A 15,002-nucleotide genomic window follows, 5' to 3' on the forward strand; every position below is an offset into this window, starting at 1 on the left:
AGTGGGCAGCATCCGTGCTTTATTGCAACAACGCTAAACTCATTGCAAAGGGGGATAAAACGGCAGCTATCTGACCAATCCCGAATAGCAATTTATTTTTTAATGACATAAAGAGCGGGAAATAAACAGCCTGGAGAATATTTTATTTAGGTATAGACGTTTCAATCACGGAAAGCAAAGCACCGCATCTGATTACTATTTATCATAATAAAAAACTAATCTCTTCTGATCCCAAAAACTCCAATAATAGAAACCATCACATTGATATTGATTACATAAATAACTCATTAATAGTTATTTATTTAGTCTTAATAATTTATTTATAATTGGACCTAATTGTTATCGGTACAATTACACAGATTAATATGCTAAAGGCAGCATATTATTAGCGAATATGATTGCACAATCTCGTAGCAGCGCGATTTATCGCGCCGCTGCGAATCACCTTAACTCAAGTCCACCCCGCGCATGCCGCCCCACCAGGTAAAAGCGAACCCGCCTACCCAGGCCACCATCAATCCGGCGAGATACACCGCCATACCGGCGAAGATACCCTGCGGTGACGTCATCAGCGGCAGCGTCACCAGCCCAGACGGACCGAACACCGTGTTCATGCCGACGGGTAATCCCAGCCAGGCCACCAGACCAATAAAGAAACCACCCAGCGCCCCGCCACAGCAGGCGGTGATAAAGGGTTTCAGGCGTGGCAGGGTGACGCCGTAAATTAACGGCTCGCCGACCCCTAACAGGCCCGGCACAATCGCCCCTTTTATCTGGCTGCGTAACTGCGAATGTTTATCCGCCCGGCACCACAATGCCAGCGCCGCCCCCACCTGACCGGCTCCCGCCATCGCCAGAATCGGAAACAGCGAGTTAAAGCCCTGGCTTTCCATCAAAGCAAAATAAACCGGAATAAACCCCTGATGAATACCAAACATCACCGCAATCAGAAACAATCCGGCCAGAATGGCGCAACCAAACGGATTGCTGTTCAAATGAATAAACAGCCATGACATGCCTTTAAATAATTCACCGCCAATCGGCATGATCACCAGGAAAGTCACCGCGCCAGTTATCAGCAAGGTCAGCAAAGAGGTGAGAATCATATCCAGATTATCAGGAATGATTTTACGCAGTTGCCGCTCCAGCCAGGCACCAAATATTGCCGCCAGCAGCACGCCAATAATATTGCCGCGCGGATCGATAGTCAGACCGAAGAAATTCTCCATGCCGCTGTAATAACCCACGGTGGCGGTGGGTACATAACCCAGCACAAATAATGAAGCGATAATCGCCCCATTCACCCCGGTGCCGCCAAAGGCTTTTTGCGCGTTATAACCAATCAGAATGCTGAGAAAGGTGAACAGCCCTTTGCCAAACACCTTCATATAGGCGACGGTCGCCAGCAGCCAGTGGGGATGATCGCCCGGCGTGGTGAGATGAAAAATCTGCTCGATCAGCGTGGCGAAACCCAGCAGCAAACCGGCACCAATAAAGCCGGGGATCAGCGGAGTAAAGATGGTGGCAAAGCGTGCGAGAAACTGATGCAGGCGGCTGGTTTGTTTCGCTTTAAGCTGCTGCTTTTGCGCCGAGGCAATGGATTGCAGATCCGGCGTGCTCTCCAGCATCGTCTGCATCATTTCTGCCGCGCTCTGCGCTTTGCCAGGACCTAACACGATCTGCAACTGCGCATCGCTGTCGATCACCCCGAGCACCCCTGGCAGGGTTTTCAGCCGTGCATGATCGGCGAGCTGCGCATCCACTAAGGTCAGACGCAGGCGCGTCATGCAATTACCGCAGTGCGCCACATTGGCCGCCCCACCCACGGCGTGCAGAATATCGCGCAATAAGGATTCGCTGATGGCGGCCATTATTGCGCTCCTGCATCACGTAACGCCTGACGAATAAAGCCGTGATGCTGGCCCAGCAGCGCCTGCGCTTCATCAGCCTGCAAACCCGCCAGCACCATCACAATGGCGGTTTTGCAATGGCCCTGACAGGCCGCCAGCGCCTGCTGCGCCGTGGCTTCATCGCAATCGGTCGCCTGGCGGACGATGTTAATCTGCCGCTGTACCAGTTTCTGGTTGGTGGCTTCCACATCCACCATCAGGTTGCCGTACACCTTGCCGCTGCGGATCATCGCGCCGGTAGTCAGCATATTCAGCACCAGCTTCTGCGCGGTACCGGCTTTCATCCGCGAAGAGCCGGTGACCACTTCCGGGCCAACCACCGGGGTTAGCGCCACATCGGCCACCTGCGCCATCGCACTATCCGGGTTGCAGGTTAAGGCGGCGCTAAACGCACCCTGCTGTTTCGCGTAGTCGAGCGCCCCCAGCACGTACGGGGTGCGGCCACTGGCGGCAATGCCCACCAGCACATCTTTGGCGCTGAACTGAATATCACGCAGATCCTGCGCGCCCTGCGCAATGTTGTCTTCCGCATTTTCCACCGCCTGCAAAATCGCCGTGTGTCCCCCGGCGATTAACCCCACCACCTGGCTACGTGGGGTGCCAAAGGTCGGCGGGCACTCGCTGGCATCAAGAATGCCAAGACGCCCTGAGGTGCCAGCCCCGCAGTAAATCAGGCGACCGCCCTGGCGGAAGGCAGCGGTGATGGCATCCACCACCTGGGCAATCTGCGGCACGATCGCTTCTACAGCCAGCGCCACCTTTTTATCTTCATCGTTGATAACGCGCAGCATCGCTTCCGTCGACAACTCATCAATATGCTGGCTGGCTGGGTTACGGCCTTCGGTGACCATCTGGCTAAGATCGATTTTCATGCGCACACACTCCGGTGAAAGAATAATTTATTCGTAAAACTATATATCAAATTGAATTCTTAATTCACTCAGGCAGGAAAAGATTTTTTTCAGTTTTGTGGGATAGAAAGAAAAAACCCGCCGGGCGGCGGGTTTATGCAGGAGGTTACGCCTGGGTGCGTAATTGTAGCTCGTAAGCGGCGGCCTGTTCGGTGTCGAACTGGTTTTCCCAGCGCGCGATCACCAGCACTGCCAGCGCGTTACCGATCACATTCAACGCGGTACGCGCCATATCCATGATGCGGTCAACACCGGCAATAAACGCCAGACCTTCCAGCGGAATCCCTACGCTGCCCAGCGTCGCCAGCAGCACCACAAAGGAGACGCCCGGTACGCCAGCAATCCCTTTCGAGGTCACCATCAGGGTCAGCACCAGGATGATTTCATCGGTCAGCGACAGGTCAATACCGTACAGCTGGGCAATAAAGATTGCCGCGATGCTCTGATACAGCGTAGAGCCGTCGAGGTTAAAGGAGTAACCGGTCGGCACCACAAAGCTGGTGATGGCCTTCGGTGCGCCATAGGCTTCCATCTTCTGCATAATGCGTGGCAGCACAGTTTCCGAGCTGGAAGTGGAATAGGCCAGAATCAGTTCGTCTTTCAGAATACGCATCAGGGTGGTGATGCGCAGCTTACACAAACGTGCCACCGCGCCCAGCACCACAAAGGCGAAGAACAGAATCGCGACGTAAACCAGCAGCACCAGCTTGGCGAGCGGCCACAGCGAAGCAAAACCAAAGTTGGCAATGGTGACGGCAATCAGAGCAAACACCCCAACCGGCGCGTAGCGCATGATCATATGCGTCACTTTGAACATGGTTTCGGAAACCGAACGGAACAGCCCCACCAGCGGATCGCGATGTTCCGCAGGCAGTGAGGACAGCCCCAGACCAAACAATACCGAGAAGAAGATAATCGGCAGCATGTCACCTTTCACCAGCGAGGCGAAAATGTTCTGCGGGATCAGCGACAGGATGGTGGTCACCAGGCTGTGAGGTGCGCCCTGCACCGCCTGTGTGGTGGCTTCATATTTAGAGATGTCCACCGTTGCCAGCGTTGACATATCAATGCCGCTGCCGGGTTGGAATACGTTGGCCAGCGTAATGCCGACCACAATGGCAATGGTGGTGATCACTTCAAAATAGACGATGGTTTTGACACCAATGCGTCCGAGTTTTTTCGCATCACCGACACCGGCGATGCCGACAATCAATGATGAAACCACAATCGGCACCACAATCATCTTGATCAGATGAATGAAGATATCACCGGCCGGGCTGAGAATATTGGTGATTAACCATTCACGATCGTCCGGCTGATTATGCAGCACCGAGCCGACCACCACGCCGAGAATCAGCGCGATCACGATTTGCCAGGCGAGGCTGAATTTAAAACCTTTCATAACGCGTTATTTCCTCAGTTAAAACCCCTTTGCTCTGCTGCGAAGGTGCAGAAGACGATACACACAGGGAAGGGAGCAAAAGCTCGATAAAATAGAGGGTTATACTGGAATAGATCCGGTACTGCTGTGCGGGCGTTTTGCGCGCATCCTGTGAGTCAGCCTGAGTGGATACTGGTTTCACAGGGGCGAGATAAGTACCATTTTCACTACGGTAAATGCAACCCCTGGGGGGATAGCTTAAATCTTATCCTGTGCTATAGCATAAAATGCTGATCCGATGACAGAACCATAACCCGCTGTTATGAAAAGTTTTAATTCGATAAGTTTCCGCATAGCTATGCAGAATCGGACAAAAAGCCATCGGGTGCGTTTGCTGCTATTTTGTTCAGAACTTTCTCAGATTTCGCGTGCAACGCCCTGCCATCCTTACTGATCACACAACGAAATTTACCGCATGAATAGCCACACGCTTAGGCCGTGATCCAGACTGCAAAACCGAAACAAAGCTCTCGCGTCGGGCTTCAATTAACTATTGATTGACATATGATTAACATCTTCAAGGAGGTCAGCCATGAGCCAAATTCACAAACATCCCGTTCCTGCTGCGATTGCAGAAAATGCCCTGATCAATGCCGGGCAATATGCAGAGATGTATCAACAGTCGGTTGACGATCCCGAAACCTTTTGGGGCGAACAAGGCAAAATTCTCGACTGGATGACGCCCTACAACAAAGTGAAGAACACCTCCTTTGCTCCAGGCAATATTTCCATTCGCTGGTATGAAGATGGCACGCTGAATCTCGCGGCCAACTGCCTTGATCGCCATTTGCAAACCCGTGGTGACCATCCCGCCATTATCTGGGAAGGTGATGACGCCAGCGAAAGCAAAACACTCACCTTCCGCCAGTTGCACGGGGAAGTGTGCCGTTTTGCCAACGTACTGAACGGCCTCGGCGTGAAGAAAGGCGACGTAGTCGCTATCTATATGCCAATGGTGCCGGAAGCCGCGATTGCCATGCTGGCCTGCGCCCGTATCGGCGCGGTGCATTCGGTAATTTTCGGCGGTTTCTCGCCTGAAGCGGTGGCTGGCCGCATTGTCGATTCCAGCGCCAGGCTGGTGATTACCGCCGATGAAGGGGTGCGCGCCGGGCGTGGCATTCCGCTGAAGAAAAATGTCGACGATGCCCTGAGCAACCCCAGCGTCACCAGCGTGAAGAACGTGGTGGTGTTTCAGCGCACCGGGAAAGACACCGGCTGGCGCGAAGGTCGTGACCTGTGGTGGCATGATCTGATGGCAAAAGCCTCCGATCAGCATCAACCGGTGGCAGTGAACGCGGAAGATCCGTTGTTTATCCTTTATACCTCCGGTTCCACCGGCAAGCCGAAAGGCGTGCTGCATACCACCGGCGGTTATCTGGTGTATGCCGCAACCACCTTTAAGTATGTGTTTGATTATCATCCCGATGATGTTTACTGGTGTACCGCCGATGTGGGCTGGATCACCGGTCACAGCTACCTGATTTATGGCCCGCTGGCCTGTGGTGCCACCACGCTGATGTTTGAAGGCGTACCGAACTGGCCGAAACCGAGCCGTATGGCCGAAGTGGTGGATAAACATAAGGTCACGCTGTTGTATACCGCGCCGACGGCCATTCGTGCACTGATGGCCGAAGGTGACAAAGCCATCGAAGGCACCCATCGTACCAGCCTGCGCATTATGGGCTCGGTGGGCGAACCGATTAACCCGGAAGCCTGGGAGTGGTACTACAACAAGATTGGCGACGGACGTTGCCCGATTGTTGATACCTGGTGGCAGACCGAAACCGGAGGCTTCATGATCACCCCATTGCCGGGGGCCATTGAGCTGAAAGCCGGTTCCGCCACCAAACCCTTCTTTGGTGTGCAGCCCGCGCTGGTGGACAACGAAGGCAATACCCAGGAAGGCGCAACCGAAGGCAACCTGGTGATTGTCGATTCATGGCCGGGGCAGGCGCGCACCCTGTTTGGCGATCACGAGCGTTTCGAGCAGACCTACTTCTCCACCTTCAAAAATCGCTACTTCAGCGGTGACGGTGCCCGCCGTGATGAAGATGGTTACTACTGGATTACCGGTCGTGTGGATGACGTGCTGAACGTTTCCGGTCACCGCCTCGGTACGGCGGAGATTGAATCCGCGCTGGTGTCGCATCCGAAGATTGCCGAAGCAGCGGTGGTGGGCATTCCGCATAGCATTAAAGGCCAGGCGATCTATGCTTATATTACGCTGAACCACGGTGAAGAACCGTCGCCCGAGCTTTATACCGAAGTGCGTAACTGGGTACGTAAAGAAATTGGCCCGATTGCCACCCCGGATGTACTGCACTGGACCGATTCGCTGCCGAAAACCCGCTCCGGCAAAATCATGCGCCGTATTCTGCGCAAGATCGCCGCAGGCGATACCAGCAATCTGGGCGATACCTCAACTCTGGCCGATCCTGGCGTGGTAGAGAAGCTGCTGGAAGAGAAACAATCCATCAAAATGCCGTAAAATTCGTAGCGGCGCGATTTATCGCGCTTTTTTGACCCTGGGGTTATAAAACCCGCGCGATAAATCGCGCCGCTACAGAATATTACCCGGTGATGAGGTTCAGTCTGTCCCCTCAGTCTCCTCATCGCCAGCCTTACCTTACGTCGTACTCTTCAACATCGCATTTATTAAATAATTAGAACATTCAGGCGGTTAACATCACATTTTGGTGAGGTTACTGCCTGCCTTGCCTCTGGAGAAACTGTGATGAACGAAGCCGTAAACCCTCAGGAAGCTGTGTGGCAGCAAATCGAGAGCAATCCGCGCTTTCAGGAACTGGTGCATAAACGCCAGGCCTTTGCGCTGCTGCTCAGCCTGATCATGCTGGTGCTGTACGTTGGTTTTATCCTGCTGATCGCCTTTGCCCCCGCCTGGCTTGGCACGCCACTCCATCCCGGCACCAATGTGACGCGGGGTATCCCCATCGGCGTGGGCCTGATTGTCATCTCCTTCGTGCTGACCGGCGTTTATGTGTGGCGCGCCAACGGCGAATTTGACCGCCTGACCCAACAGATTCTGCGCGAGGTAAAACAATGAAGCGCCTGCTCCCGCTGCTCCTCGCCGCTGCGCCACTCAGCGCCTTTGCCGATGCCATCACCGGTGAAGTACAAAAACAGGCCACCAACTATGAAGCCATCATCATGTTCGTGGTGTTTGTTGCCGCGACGCTGGGCATCACGTATTGGGCCTCGAAACGTACCCGCTCACGCAGTGACTACTACACCGCAGGCGGCAACATTACCGGCTTCCAAAATGGGCTGGCGATGGCGGGGGATTTTATGTCCGCCGCGTCTTTCCTCGGTATTTCGGCGCTGGTATATACCTCAGGCTATGACGGCCTGATTTATTCACTCGGCTTCCTGGTGGGCTGGCCGATGATCCTGTTTCTGATTGCCGAGCGCCTGCGTAACCTGGGCCGTTTTACCTTTGCCGACGTTGCCTCTTATCGTCTGGCACAGAAACCGATTCGTACCCTCTCCGCCTGCGGCTCGCTGGTGGTTGTTGCGCTGTATCTGATCGCGCAGATGGTCGGTGCCGGTAAGCTGATTCAGCTGCTGTTCGGCCTTAACTACCATATCGCGGTGGTGCTGGTGGGCATCCTGATGGTGATGTATGTGTTGTTCGGCGGCATGCTGGCGACGACATGGGTACAAATCATCAAAGCGGTGCTGCTGCTGTTTGGGGCCAGCTTTATGGCAATTATGGTGATGAAGGCCACCGGTTTCAGTTTCAATACGCTGTTTACCGAGGCAATGGTGGTGCACCCGAAAGGCGCGGCGATTATGCAGCCAGGCGGACTGGTGAAAGATCCGATCTCCGCGCTATCGCTGGGGCTGGGGCTGATGTTTGGTACCGCCGGTTTACCGCATATCCTGATGCGCTTCTTCACCGTGGCAGATGCACGCGAAGCGCGTAAAAGTGTGTTCTGGGCCACTGGCTTTATGGGCTATTTCTATTTCCTCACCTTTATTATCGGCTTTGGCGCGATCCTGCTGGTGGGGGCCAACCCGGCATTTAAAGATGCTAGCGGTGCGCTGATTGGCGGCACCAATATGGCGGCGGTACATCTGGCGGATGCGGTAGGCGGCAGCCTGTTCCTCGGCTTTATCTCTGCGGTGGCCTTCGCCACCATTCTGGCGGTGGTGGCCGGTCTGACCCTGGCGGGTGCTTCTGCAGTTTCTCATGATTTATATGCCAGCGTGATCCGTAAGGGTCAGGCCACCGAGCGGGAGGAACTGCGCGTATCGAAAATCACGGTGCTGGTGCTCGGCGTGGTCGCGATTGCGCTGGGGATTTTGTTCGAGAAGCAGAACATCGCCTTTATGGTCGGCCTGGCGTTCTCGATTGCGGCCAGCTGTAACTTCCCGATTATCCTGCTATCGATGTACTGGTCAAAACTGACCACGCGCGGTGCGATGATCGGTGGCTGGCTGGGTCTGCTGACGGCCGTGGTGCTGATGATCCTTGGCCCGACCATTTGGGTCCAGGTGCTGGGACATGCGACACCCATTTATCCCTATGAGTATCCGGCATTGTTCTCGATGCTGGCGGCCTTTATCGGTACCTGGCTGTTTTCCATCACCGACAGTTCAGAGCAGGGAGCCGCTGAACGGCGACGTTTCCGTGGGCAGTTTATTCGTTCGCAGACTGGGGTGGGGATTCAGCAGGGAAAATCGCACTAATCAAAACGAAAGCCTGGCCGCATCGCGGCCAGGTTTGCACATCAGAAACGCAGTGACGCGCCCACATACGGACCATCGGCCAGTACGTTGTCTTTACGGCTGCCCTTGTTGTTCAGCTCGATGTACTGATAACCGACACGCACGTTCAGCAGCGAGATCGGGGTGAAGCTCAGGCCACCAGACATTTCCTTGTAGCTGTCGAGGTGATCGGAAAACGCTTCTGGCGCGTAGTAGTAGCCGCCATACAGGCCCCACATACGGTTGAAGTTATATTGCGCCCCCGCACCCACTGCCACAGTAAAACCGTCTTTACCATCTTCCGGGTGAGTGAACAGCGCTTTCGCTGTCGGTGCCAGACGCAGGCCGCCGAAATCGACGTTATAACCCAGTCCCAGACCGTAGCTGCTGCCGTCGTGATCGCTGCGCAGCCAGTTGCCATTGAGGAACAGACCTGGTGAGGTCGTACCGAGGCCAAGGTTGAGGTTGGTGGTGTGCTCACCCACGTCAACACTGCCCTCAATCGCCTGCGCGCCGCTGCTCAGCAGTGCCAGACCCAGTACGCTTCCTGTAACAAGTTGCTTTAACATGTAATTCCACTCCATGAAGGACAATCAATTCGGCGGAAAGGGTAAACAGCCAGGCGGCAGGAAACAACTTTATTTGGCAAGCTTTACGTAAACAGGGATGTCGATGGCAAGTAAAACGGCCCTTACGGGCCGTTAAGCCTGCCACATCAGATGGCCGAGCAGTGGCGCGAGGATCACCGTAACCACACCGGAAAGCATCATCACCAGACTGGAAACGACACCTTCCTGCTGGCCGATTTGGTAAGCACGCGCGGTACCGGCACCGTGCGACGCAGCACCAAAACCCGCCCCTTTCGCCACACCCTGCTTAATCGCGATGCGCAGGAACAGGAAATCCCCGACCGCCATGCCAAACACCCCGGTGATCACCACAAATAACGCCACCAGGTCCGGTTGGCCACCGATGGGTTTGGCCGCCGCCAGTGCAAACGGCGTGGTGATGGAGCGTACTGCCAGGCTGCGCTGGATGGATTCCGGCAAGGTCAGCAGCCGTGCCAGCCACACCGAGCTACAAACGGAAACCAGCGTCGCCGTCGCCACACCCAGGCTGAGCGATAACCAGTGACGTTTAATAATCTCCTGGTTTTCATACACCGGCACGGCAAAGGCCAGGGTTGCCGGGCCGAGTAACCACAGTAACCAGTGGCTTTCGGCGATGTAGTCTTTCCAGCTCACATGGGTTACCAGCAGCAACACCACCAATACCAGCGGCGTCATCACCAGCGGCATCAGCACCAGGGTTCGCCAGCGACGGTAAAGCCGTTTGTTGAGGTAATACACCAGCAGCGTCAGCACCAGACAGATCAGGCTGATAATCAGGTCATTCATGACGTGCCTGCTTACGCGCGGCGCGCGCCATTTCAAAGCGGTAAACACGGTCGACCACCAGCGAGGTGGCAGCCAGCACCATCAGGGTACTGAGCGCGATCACCACACAGATGCGCCAGCCCTCGCTACGCAGCAGATCGCTGTAGTTCACCACCGCCACCACCGCCGGAACAAAGAACAGCAGCATCTCGGCCAGCAGCCAGTTCGCCCCGGCTTTCACCCAACGCAGTGGTATTACGTGCGTCATGATTAATACCAACAACAACACCATGCCGACGACGTTGGCAGGCAGCGGCAAATGCAACCAGCCCACCAGTTTGTCGCTGGCCATAAACAATCCCACATACAGCACCAGCTGTAGCGGGACGAAAATACGCTGCAGGATGTCCGTTCTGCGCGGACTCAATGCGAACGCCATTTTCCCCTCTCCCCGGTAAATAAATCAGGTGTTCAGTATAAATCGCAGACAGAGTGTGAAAAAAATGAATTAATATTATTCAATCTATGCCAATAAGGAATACTTTATGGACGTCCGTGCCCTGCGCTACTTTACCGAAGTGGTGCGCCAGCAAAGTTTTACCCGCGCTGCGCAGAAGCTCTACGTCACCCAGCCGACCATCAGCAAAATGCTGCGCCAGTTGGAAGAGGAACTGGGCTGCACGCTGCTGCTACGCGACGGGCGCAAACTGCACCTTACCGATAGCGGCCAGGCGGTGTATCAGCGTGGACTGGCGATTTTGCAGGAGTTTCATCAGCTGGAAGCCGAGATTGGTGACATCAATCAGCTGAAGACCGGTGAGCTGCGGCTTGGCATTCCACCGATGGTCGGGATGCAGATTGCCGGTTCCATCTCGGCATTTCGCCGTCGCTATCCGGGAGTTGAGCTGAAGATCGCCGAATTTGGTGGTCTGACTGTGCAGCAGGCAGTGCTGGATGGCAGCCTCGATATCGCGCTGACCGCACTGCCGGTTGACCCCGATCTCCCCCTCAATACGCTGGAATTGATGCACCATCCCTTGTGTGTACTGCTGCCCCGCACCGCGCCCTGGCTCAATCGTACCCACCTTGGCTTAGGCGAGCTGGCGGAACATCCGCTGCTGATTTTCAACGAAGAGTTTTCCCTGAATCGGCAGCTGATGAAGGCGTTTCATCGCCTGGGGCTGGCCCCGAATATCGCAGTGCGCAGTGGCCAGTGGGATTTTCTGGCGGCGATGGTTCAGGCAGAAATGGGGCTGGCGATTCTGCCGGAGCCGATTTGTCAGCGTCTGGATAAGCAATCGTTACTGTGGCTACCGCTGGAATCGGAGCTGAAGTGGAGCCTGGGATTGATCTGGCGGGAAGGCAGCTATTTGTCGCGCAGTGCCCAGGCGTGGATTGCCTGCTGCCGTGAGCACTGGCCGGATAATGCACCGCGCATCTCAGTGTGATGCGCGGCCCCTCCGTTACTCCTCTTTCTCGATCAGCAGGGCTTCCAGCAGGTCGAGATCGCGCAGCAGTTTCTGCATGGTTTCATTGGAAATTTGCTGGGTCGCGCGCAGATGGTACACCTCGGCGCGTTCTGCCCTGATGGCCGTGAGACGGAAGCGGCGTTCCAGATTTTCGGCAAACAGCGCCTGCTCCAGCTCGTCTTTACCGACGACGCGACGGCGCAGGTTACCAATCACCCGCAGGCTCACCTCTTTCAACAGCTCCGGGTCGATATTCTCTTCGGTGTCTTTTTCCAGCCGTTCTCCCATCTTATGCAGGCTATCAATCGCCACTGTCGCCATCGCGGCACGCGCGCTTTGCACCTCGCGACGATGCCCCGCTTTGTCGGTACCTTCAATACCACGCAGCAAGAGCGGCAGCACTACCACACCCACCAGCAGCGAGAACAGAATCACACCCGTGGCGAGAAACACCAGCTCGTAACGCGCCGGAAAAGCATCGCCGTTAGTGAGAAACAGTGGAATTGACAGCACACCGGCGAGGGTGATCGCACCGCGTACCCCGGCGAAAGACGCAATCAGCAGCTCACGCAGCGAGTAGCTGGCAAACTCCAGCGGCTTTTTCTTCAGGAAACGCTGACTGCCGCGTTTCATCAGCCACAGCCAGCCAAAACGCACCACCATCAGCGCGCCATACACCAGCACGATGTCGGTGAACAGCATCCACAGCTGAACATTGGGATCGGCGTTGGCCTGTGCCACGGAGGTTTCGAGGATGTCCGGCAATTGCAGACCCAGCATCAGGAACACCATGCCGTTAAACACGAACTCCAGCATCTGCCAGACGCTGTTGGCACGCAGACGCATCGCCAGCGGAGCCTGGCGGATAATGCCGGAACGGGTGATGGTCATACCCGCCGCCACCGCCGCGAGGATGCCCGACACGCCGAGATGTTCAGCAATCAGATATGAGGCAAACGGCAGCAACAGCAGCAACACGGTCTGGGTCGCCGGGTCATCACCACTCCAGCGGCTCAGCAGACGCAGCGAACGGCCATACAGCCAGCAGACTGCGACACCCGCCACCAGGCCGCCCACCGCCACTTTGAGGAACTCAACGCTGGCTCCGCCCCAGGTGAACACCATGGTGCCCATCGCCACAGCGACGGCAAATTTCAGTGACACCAGGCCGGATGCATCGTTCATCAGGGCTTCGCCCTGCACAATCGACATAATTTTCTTCGGGATACGCCCTTCACCGACGATACCGGAGAGCGCCACCGCATCGGTGGGTGACAGTACCGCCGCCAGGGCGAAGGCCGGAATCAGCGGGATGCCCGGCACCAGCCAGTAAATCAGGTAACCGATCCCGACGACGGTGATCAGCACCAGCACCAGTGCCAGTCCGATGATCTCGCGCCCGTGGTGCAGGAATTCGTTGATCGGCGTTTTCCAGCCGTCGGCGAACAGCAAGGGCGGAATGAACAGCACCAGAAACAGTTCGGGATCAAAATCGACATGCAGACCAAAGGTGGGCCAGGCGAGCATCGCACCGGCAGCAATCTGCACCAGCGGCAGTGGGATTTGAAAAGGTAAAATTCGTGCCGCGACGCCGGAGAGCGACACCACCAGCGTCATGATGAGAATAGTAAAGAAGATTTCCATGCTTTCCTTAGGCGAATCGTAATCGTTAAAGCGATGTTGTAGCAACGGAAAGTGTAAAACAAAATGCCGCACGACAGGAAAACCCGACGTGCGGCACAGCAAGGAAAGATAATAATTCGGACTTCAGGAGATTTTCAGATCAGATGGCCCAGCCACCGGCGTAGAAAGCCACCAGCGCCACAGCAATCACCACGGTGCCAAAATTCAGCTTACGCCACTCACCGGCAAACAGGCGACCAATCACCAGCGCAGCAAAGCCAAGCATGATGCCGGTGACGATGTTGCAGGTCAGCACGATAAACACCGCCGTCAGCAGGCCGGACATGGCATCAACAAAATCGTTGAAATCGATCTTCGCCACGTTGCTCAGCATCAGCAGACCCACGTACATCAGCGCAGGCGCGGTGGCGTAAGCAGGGACCAGATACGCCAGCGGCGACATAAACAGAATCACCAGGAACAGCAGGCCAACCACAATCGCCGTCAGACCGGTTTTGCCACCCGCCGCCGTACCTGCCGCAGATTCGATGTACACCGCTGCCGGAGATGCGCCCACCAGGCCGGCAAACAGGCTGCTGACCGAGTCGGTAGTCAGAGCACGACCGCCGTTAATGATCTGCCCGTCTTTATCCAGCAAATTGGCCTGCCCGGCCACCGCGCGAATGGTGCCAGTAGCATCAAACACAGCGGTCATGACCAGCGCCAGCACCGTTGGCAACACTGCCGGTTTCAGCGCGCCCATGATGTCGAGGCTAAACACCAGCGACTGGCCGCTGGCATCTTTCAGGCTCGGCATGGCAAACAGCCCCTGGAACTTCACCGCCGGGTCGAAAATCAATCCGACAATCGAGATCCCGACAATGGTCAGCAGGATGCCGCCCGGTACACGACGTTTTTCCAGACCGAAGATGGCTGCCAGCCCGACCAGCGCCATGATCACCGGGAAGGAGGCGAAGTGCCCCAGCTCTACCGGTAAGCCCGCCGCCGGATTTTTCACCACCAGGCCAATGCTATCGGCAGCGATCAGCAGCAGAAACAGGCCGATACCGATGCCCGTGCCATGCGCGACACCCATCGGCAGGTTACGCAGAATCCACGCACGAATGCCGGTGGCAGAGATCACGGTAAACAGCAGCCCCATCAGGAACACCGCCCCAAGGGCAACCGGCACACTGATATGCTGCCCCAGCACCAGGCTGAAGGCGGTGAAGGCGGTCAGCGAGATAGCGCAACCGATAGCCATGGGCAGGTTGGCCCACAACCCCATCAGGATGGAACCGAAGCTTGCCACCAGGCAGGTCGCGACGAAGACCGCCGTCGGAGAAAAGCCTGCTTTACCGAGCATACCCGGCACCACAATGACGGAATAAACCATTGCCAGGAAGGTGGTTAACCCTGCCAGCACTTCCTGACGCACGCTGCTACCGCGTGCTGAAATAGTAAACCAGGCGTCCAGTTTTCCACTGGCCGGGCGAGAATCGCCAGACATAATTAATCCTCTGCATTTTTTGTGTTGTGAGTGG

The 15,002-nt window shown here is 55.9% G+C and carries 12 protein-coding genes; 4 read left to right on the forward strand and 8 right to left on the reverse strand.

All coding sequences use genetic code 11. From position 1 onward, the window contains the following. Positions 1-446 precede the first annotated feature (446 nt). The 3 genes from murP to gltP all read right to left on the reverse strand — a co-directional run bounded on the left by murP (position 447) and on the right by gltP (position 4,223). Entirely contained in the window at positions 447-1,871 is a 1,425-nt protein-coding gene (murP, locus tag RCF31_RS11130; RefSeq protein WP_416410459.1) for a PTS N-acetylmuramic acid transporter subunit IIBC, read from the reverse strand. Then, a complete protein-coding gene (gene murQ / locus RCF31_RS11135) occupies positions 1,871-2,782 on the reverse strand; it encodes an N-acetylmuramic acid 6-phosphate etherase (protein WP_416410461.1) in 912 nt (303 codons plus the stop codon). Before murQ ends, murP begins: the two co-directional genes overlap by 1 nt. 145 nt (positions 2,783-2,927) lie before the next feature. Beyond that, positions 2,928-4,223: a glutamate/aspartate:proton symporter GltP gene (gltP, locus tag RCF31_RS11140; RefSeq protein WP_310618010.1), complete on the reverse strand. Its 1,296-nt coding sequence runs from the start codon at positions 4,221-4,223 to the stop codon at positions 2,928-2,930. A gap of 571 nt (positions 4,224-4,794) precedes the next feature. Here gltP and acs point away from each other — a divergent pair. The 3 genes from acs to RCF31_RS11155 all read left to right on the forward strand — a co-directional run bounded on the left by acs (position 4,795) and on the right by RCF31_RS11155 (position 8,972). Next, positions 4,795-6,750 (forward strand): acetate--CoA ligase, encoded by a 1,956-nt coding sequence (gene acs, locus RCF31_RS11145; protein ID WP_416410464.1) that lies wholly within the window; start codon positions 4,795-4,797, stop codon positions 6,748-6,750. 246 nt (positions 6,751-6,996) lie between these two features. Then, entirely contained in the window at positions 6,997-7,326 is a 330-nt protein-coding gene (locus RCF31_RS11150; protein WP_084871866.1) for a DUF485 domain-containing protein, read from the forward strand. Further along, a complete protein-coding gene (locus RCF31_RS11155) occupies positions 7,323-8,972 on the forward strand; it encodes a cation acetate symporter (protein WP_416410466.1) in 1,650 nt (549 codons plus the stop codon). Before RCF31_RS11150 ends, RCF31_RS11155 begins: the two co-directional genes overlap by 4 nt. Positions 8,973-9,013: 41 nt before the next feature. On the opposite strand, the gene RCF31_RS11160 is transcribed toward RCF31_RS11155, so the two are convergent. The 3 genes from RCF31_RS11160 to RCF31_RS11170 all read right to left on the reverse strand — a co-directional run bounded on the left by RCF31_RS11160 (position 9,014) and on the right by RCF31_RS11170 (position 10,805). Next, positions 9,014-9,559 carry a YfaZ family outer membrane protein gene (locus tag RCF31_RS11160; RefSeq protein ID WP_084871864.1) on the reverse strand — a complete coding sequence of 182 codons (546 nt, stop codon included), beginning with the start codon at positions 9,557-9,559 and terminating at the stop codon, positions 9,014-9,016. A 132-nt stretch (positions 9,560-9,691) separates the two neighbouring features. Beyond that, a complete protein-coding gene (locus RCF31_RS11165) occupies positions 9,692-10,387 on the reverse strand; it encodes an LrgB family protein (protein WP_416410468.1) in 696 nt (231 codons plus the stop codon). Beyond that, entirely contained in the window at positions 10,380-10,805 is a 426-nt protein-coding gene (locus RCF31_RS11170) for a CidA/LrgA family protein (protein WP_416410470.1), read from the reverse strand. The genes RCF31_RS11165 and RCF31_RS11170 overlap by 8 nt, the downstream gene beginning before the upstream one ends. A gap of 106 nt (positions 10,806-10,911) precedes the next feature. Here RCF31_RS11170 and RCF31_RS11175 point away from each other — a divergent pair, with 106 nt between their 5' ends. After that, the gene (locus RCF31_RS11175; RefSeq protein WP_299458199.1) at positions 10,912-11,814 is read left to right on the forward strand and encodes a LysR family transcriptional regulator; all 903 of its coding nucleotides are present in this window, start codon (positions 10,912-10,914) and stop codon (positions 11,812-11,814) included. Positions 11,815-11,829: 15 nt separating this feature from the next. Here the strand turns inward: RCF31_RS11175 and RCF31_RS11180 are convergent, their stop codons facing one another. Next, positions 11,830-13,479, reverse strand: coding sequence for a Na+/H+ antiporter (locus RCF31_RS11180; RefSeq protein ID WP_416410473.1), 1,650 nt, complete (start codon positions 13,477-13,479; stop codon positions 11,830-11,832). 139 nt (positions 13,480-13,618) lie between these two features. Beyond that, positions 13,619-14,968, reverse strand: a complete 1,350-nt coding sequence (locus RCF31_RS11185; RefSeq protein WP_416410475.1) for an NCS2 family permease — start codon at positions 14,966-14,968, stop codon at positions 13,619-13,621. Positions 14,969-15,002: the final 34 nt, after the last annotated feature.

This window comes from Pantoea sp. App145 (genome assembly GCF_047947045.1).
Lineage (GTDB): Bacteria > Pseudomonadota > Gammaproteobacteria > Enterobacterales > Enterobacteriaceae > Pantoea.

What these genes read in the sequence shown, in the direction of transcription:
- RCF31_RS11170 (WP_416410470.1), bottom strand. Translation starts at nt 10,805, where the DNA reads ATGGCGTTCGCATTGAGTCCGCGCAGAACGGACATCCTGCAGCGTATT.
- murQ (WP_416410461.1), bottom strand. Translation starts at nt 2,782, where the DNA reads ATGAAAATCGATCTTAGCCAGATGGTCACCGAAGGCCGTAACCCAGCC.
- RCF31_RS11150 (WP_084871866.1), top strand. Translation starts at nt 6,997, where the DNA reads ATGAACGAAGCCGTAAACCCTCAGGAAGCTGTGTGGCAGCAAATCGAG.
- RCF31_RS11180 (WP_416410473.1), bottom strand. Translation starts at nt 13,479, where the DNA reads ATGGAAATCTTCTTTACTATTCTCATCATGACGCTGGTGGTGTCGCTC.
- RCF31_RS11185 (WP_416410475.1), bottom strand. Translation starts at nt 14,968, where the DNA reads ATGTCTGGCGATTCTCGCCCGGCCAGTGGAAAACTGGACGCCTGGTTT.
- murP (WP_416410459.1), bottom strand. Translation starts at nt 1,871, where the DNA reads ATGGCCGCCATCAGCGAATCCTTATTGCGCGATATTCTGCACGCCGTG.
- RCF31_RS11155 (WP_416410466.1), top strand. Translation starts at nt 7,323, where the DNA reads ATGAAGCGCCTGCTCCCGCTGCTCCTCGCCGCTGCGCCACTCAGCGCC.
- gltP (WP_310618010.1), bottom strand. Translation starts at nt 4,223, where the DNA reads ATGAAAGGTTTTAAATTCAGCCTCGCCTGGCAAATCGTGATCGCGCTG.
- RCF31_RS11175 (WP_299458199.1), top strand. Translation starts at nt 10,912, where the DNA reads ATGGACGTCCGTGCCCTGCGCTACTTTACCGAAGTGGTGCGCCAGCAA.
- RCF31_RS11165 (WP_416410468.1), bottom strand. Translation starts at nt 10,387, where the DNA reads ATGAATGACCTGATTATCAGCCTGATCTGTCTGGTGCTGACGCTGCTG.
- acs (WP_416410464.1), top strand. Translation starts at nt 4,795, where the DNA reads ATGAGCCAAATTCACAAACATCCCGTTCCTGCTGCGATTGCAGAAAAT.
- RCF31_RS11160 (WP_084871864.1), bottom strand. Translation starts at nt 9,559, where the DNA reads ATGTTAAAGCAACTTGTTACAGGAAGCGTACTGGGTCTGGCACTGCTG.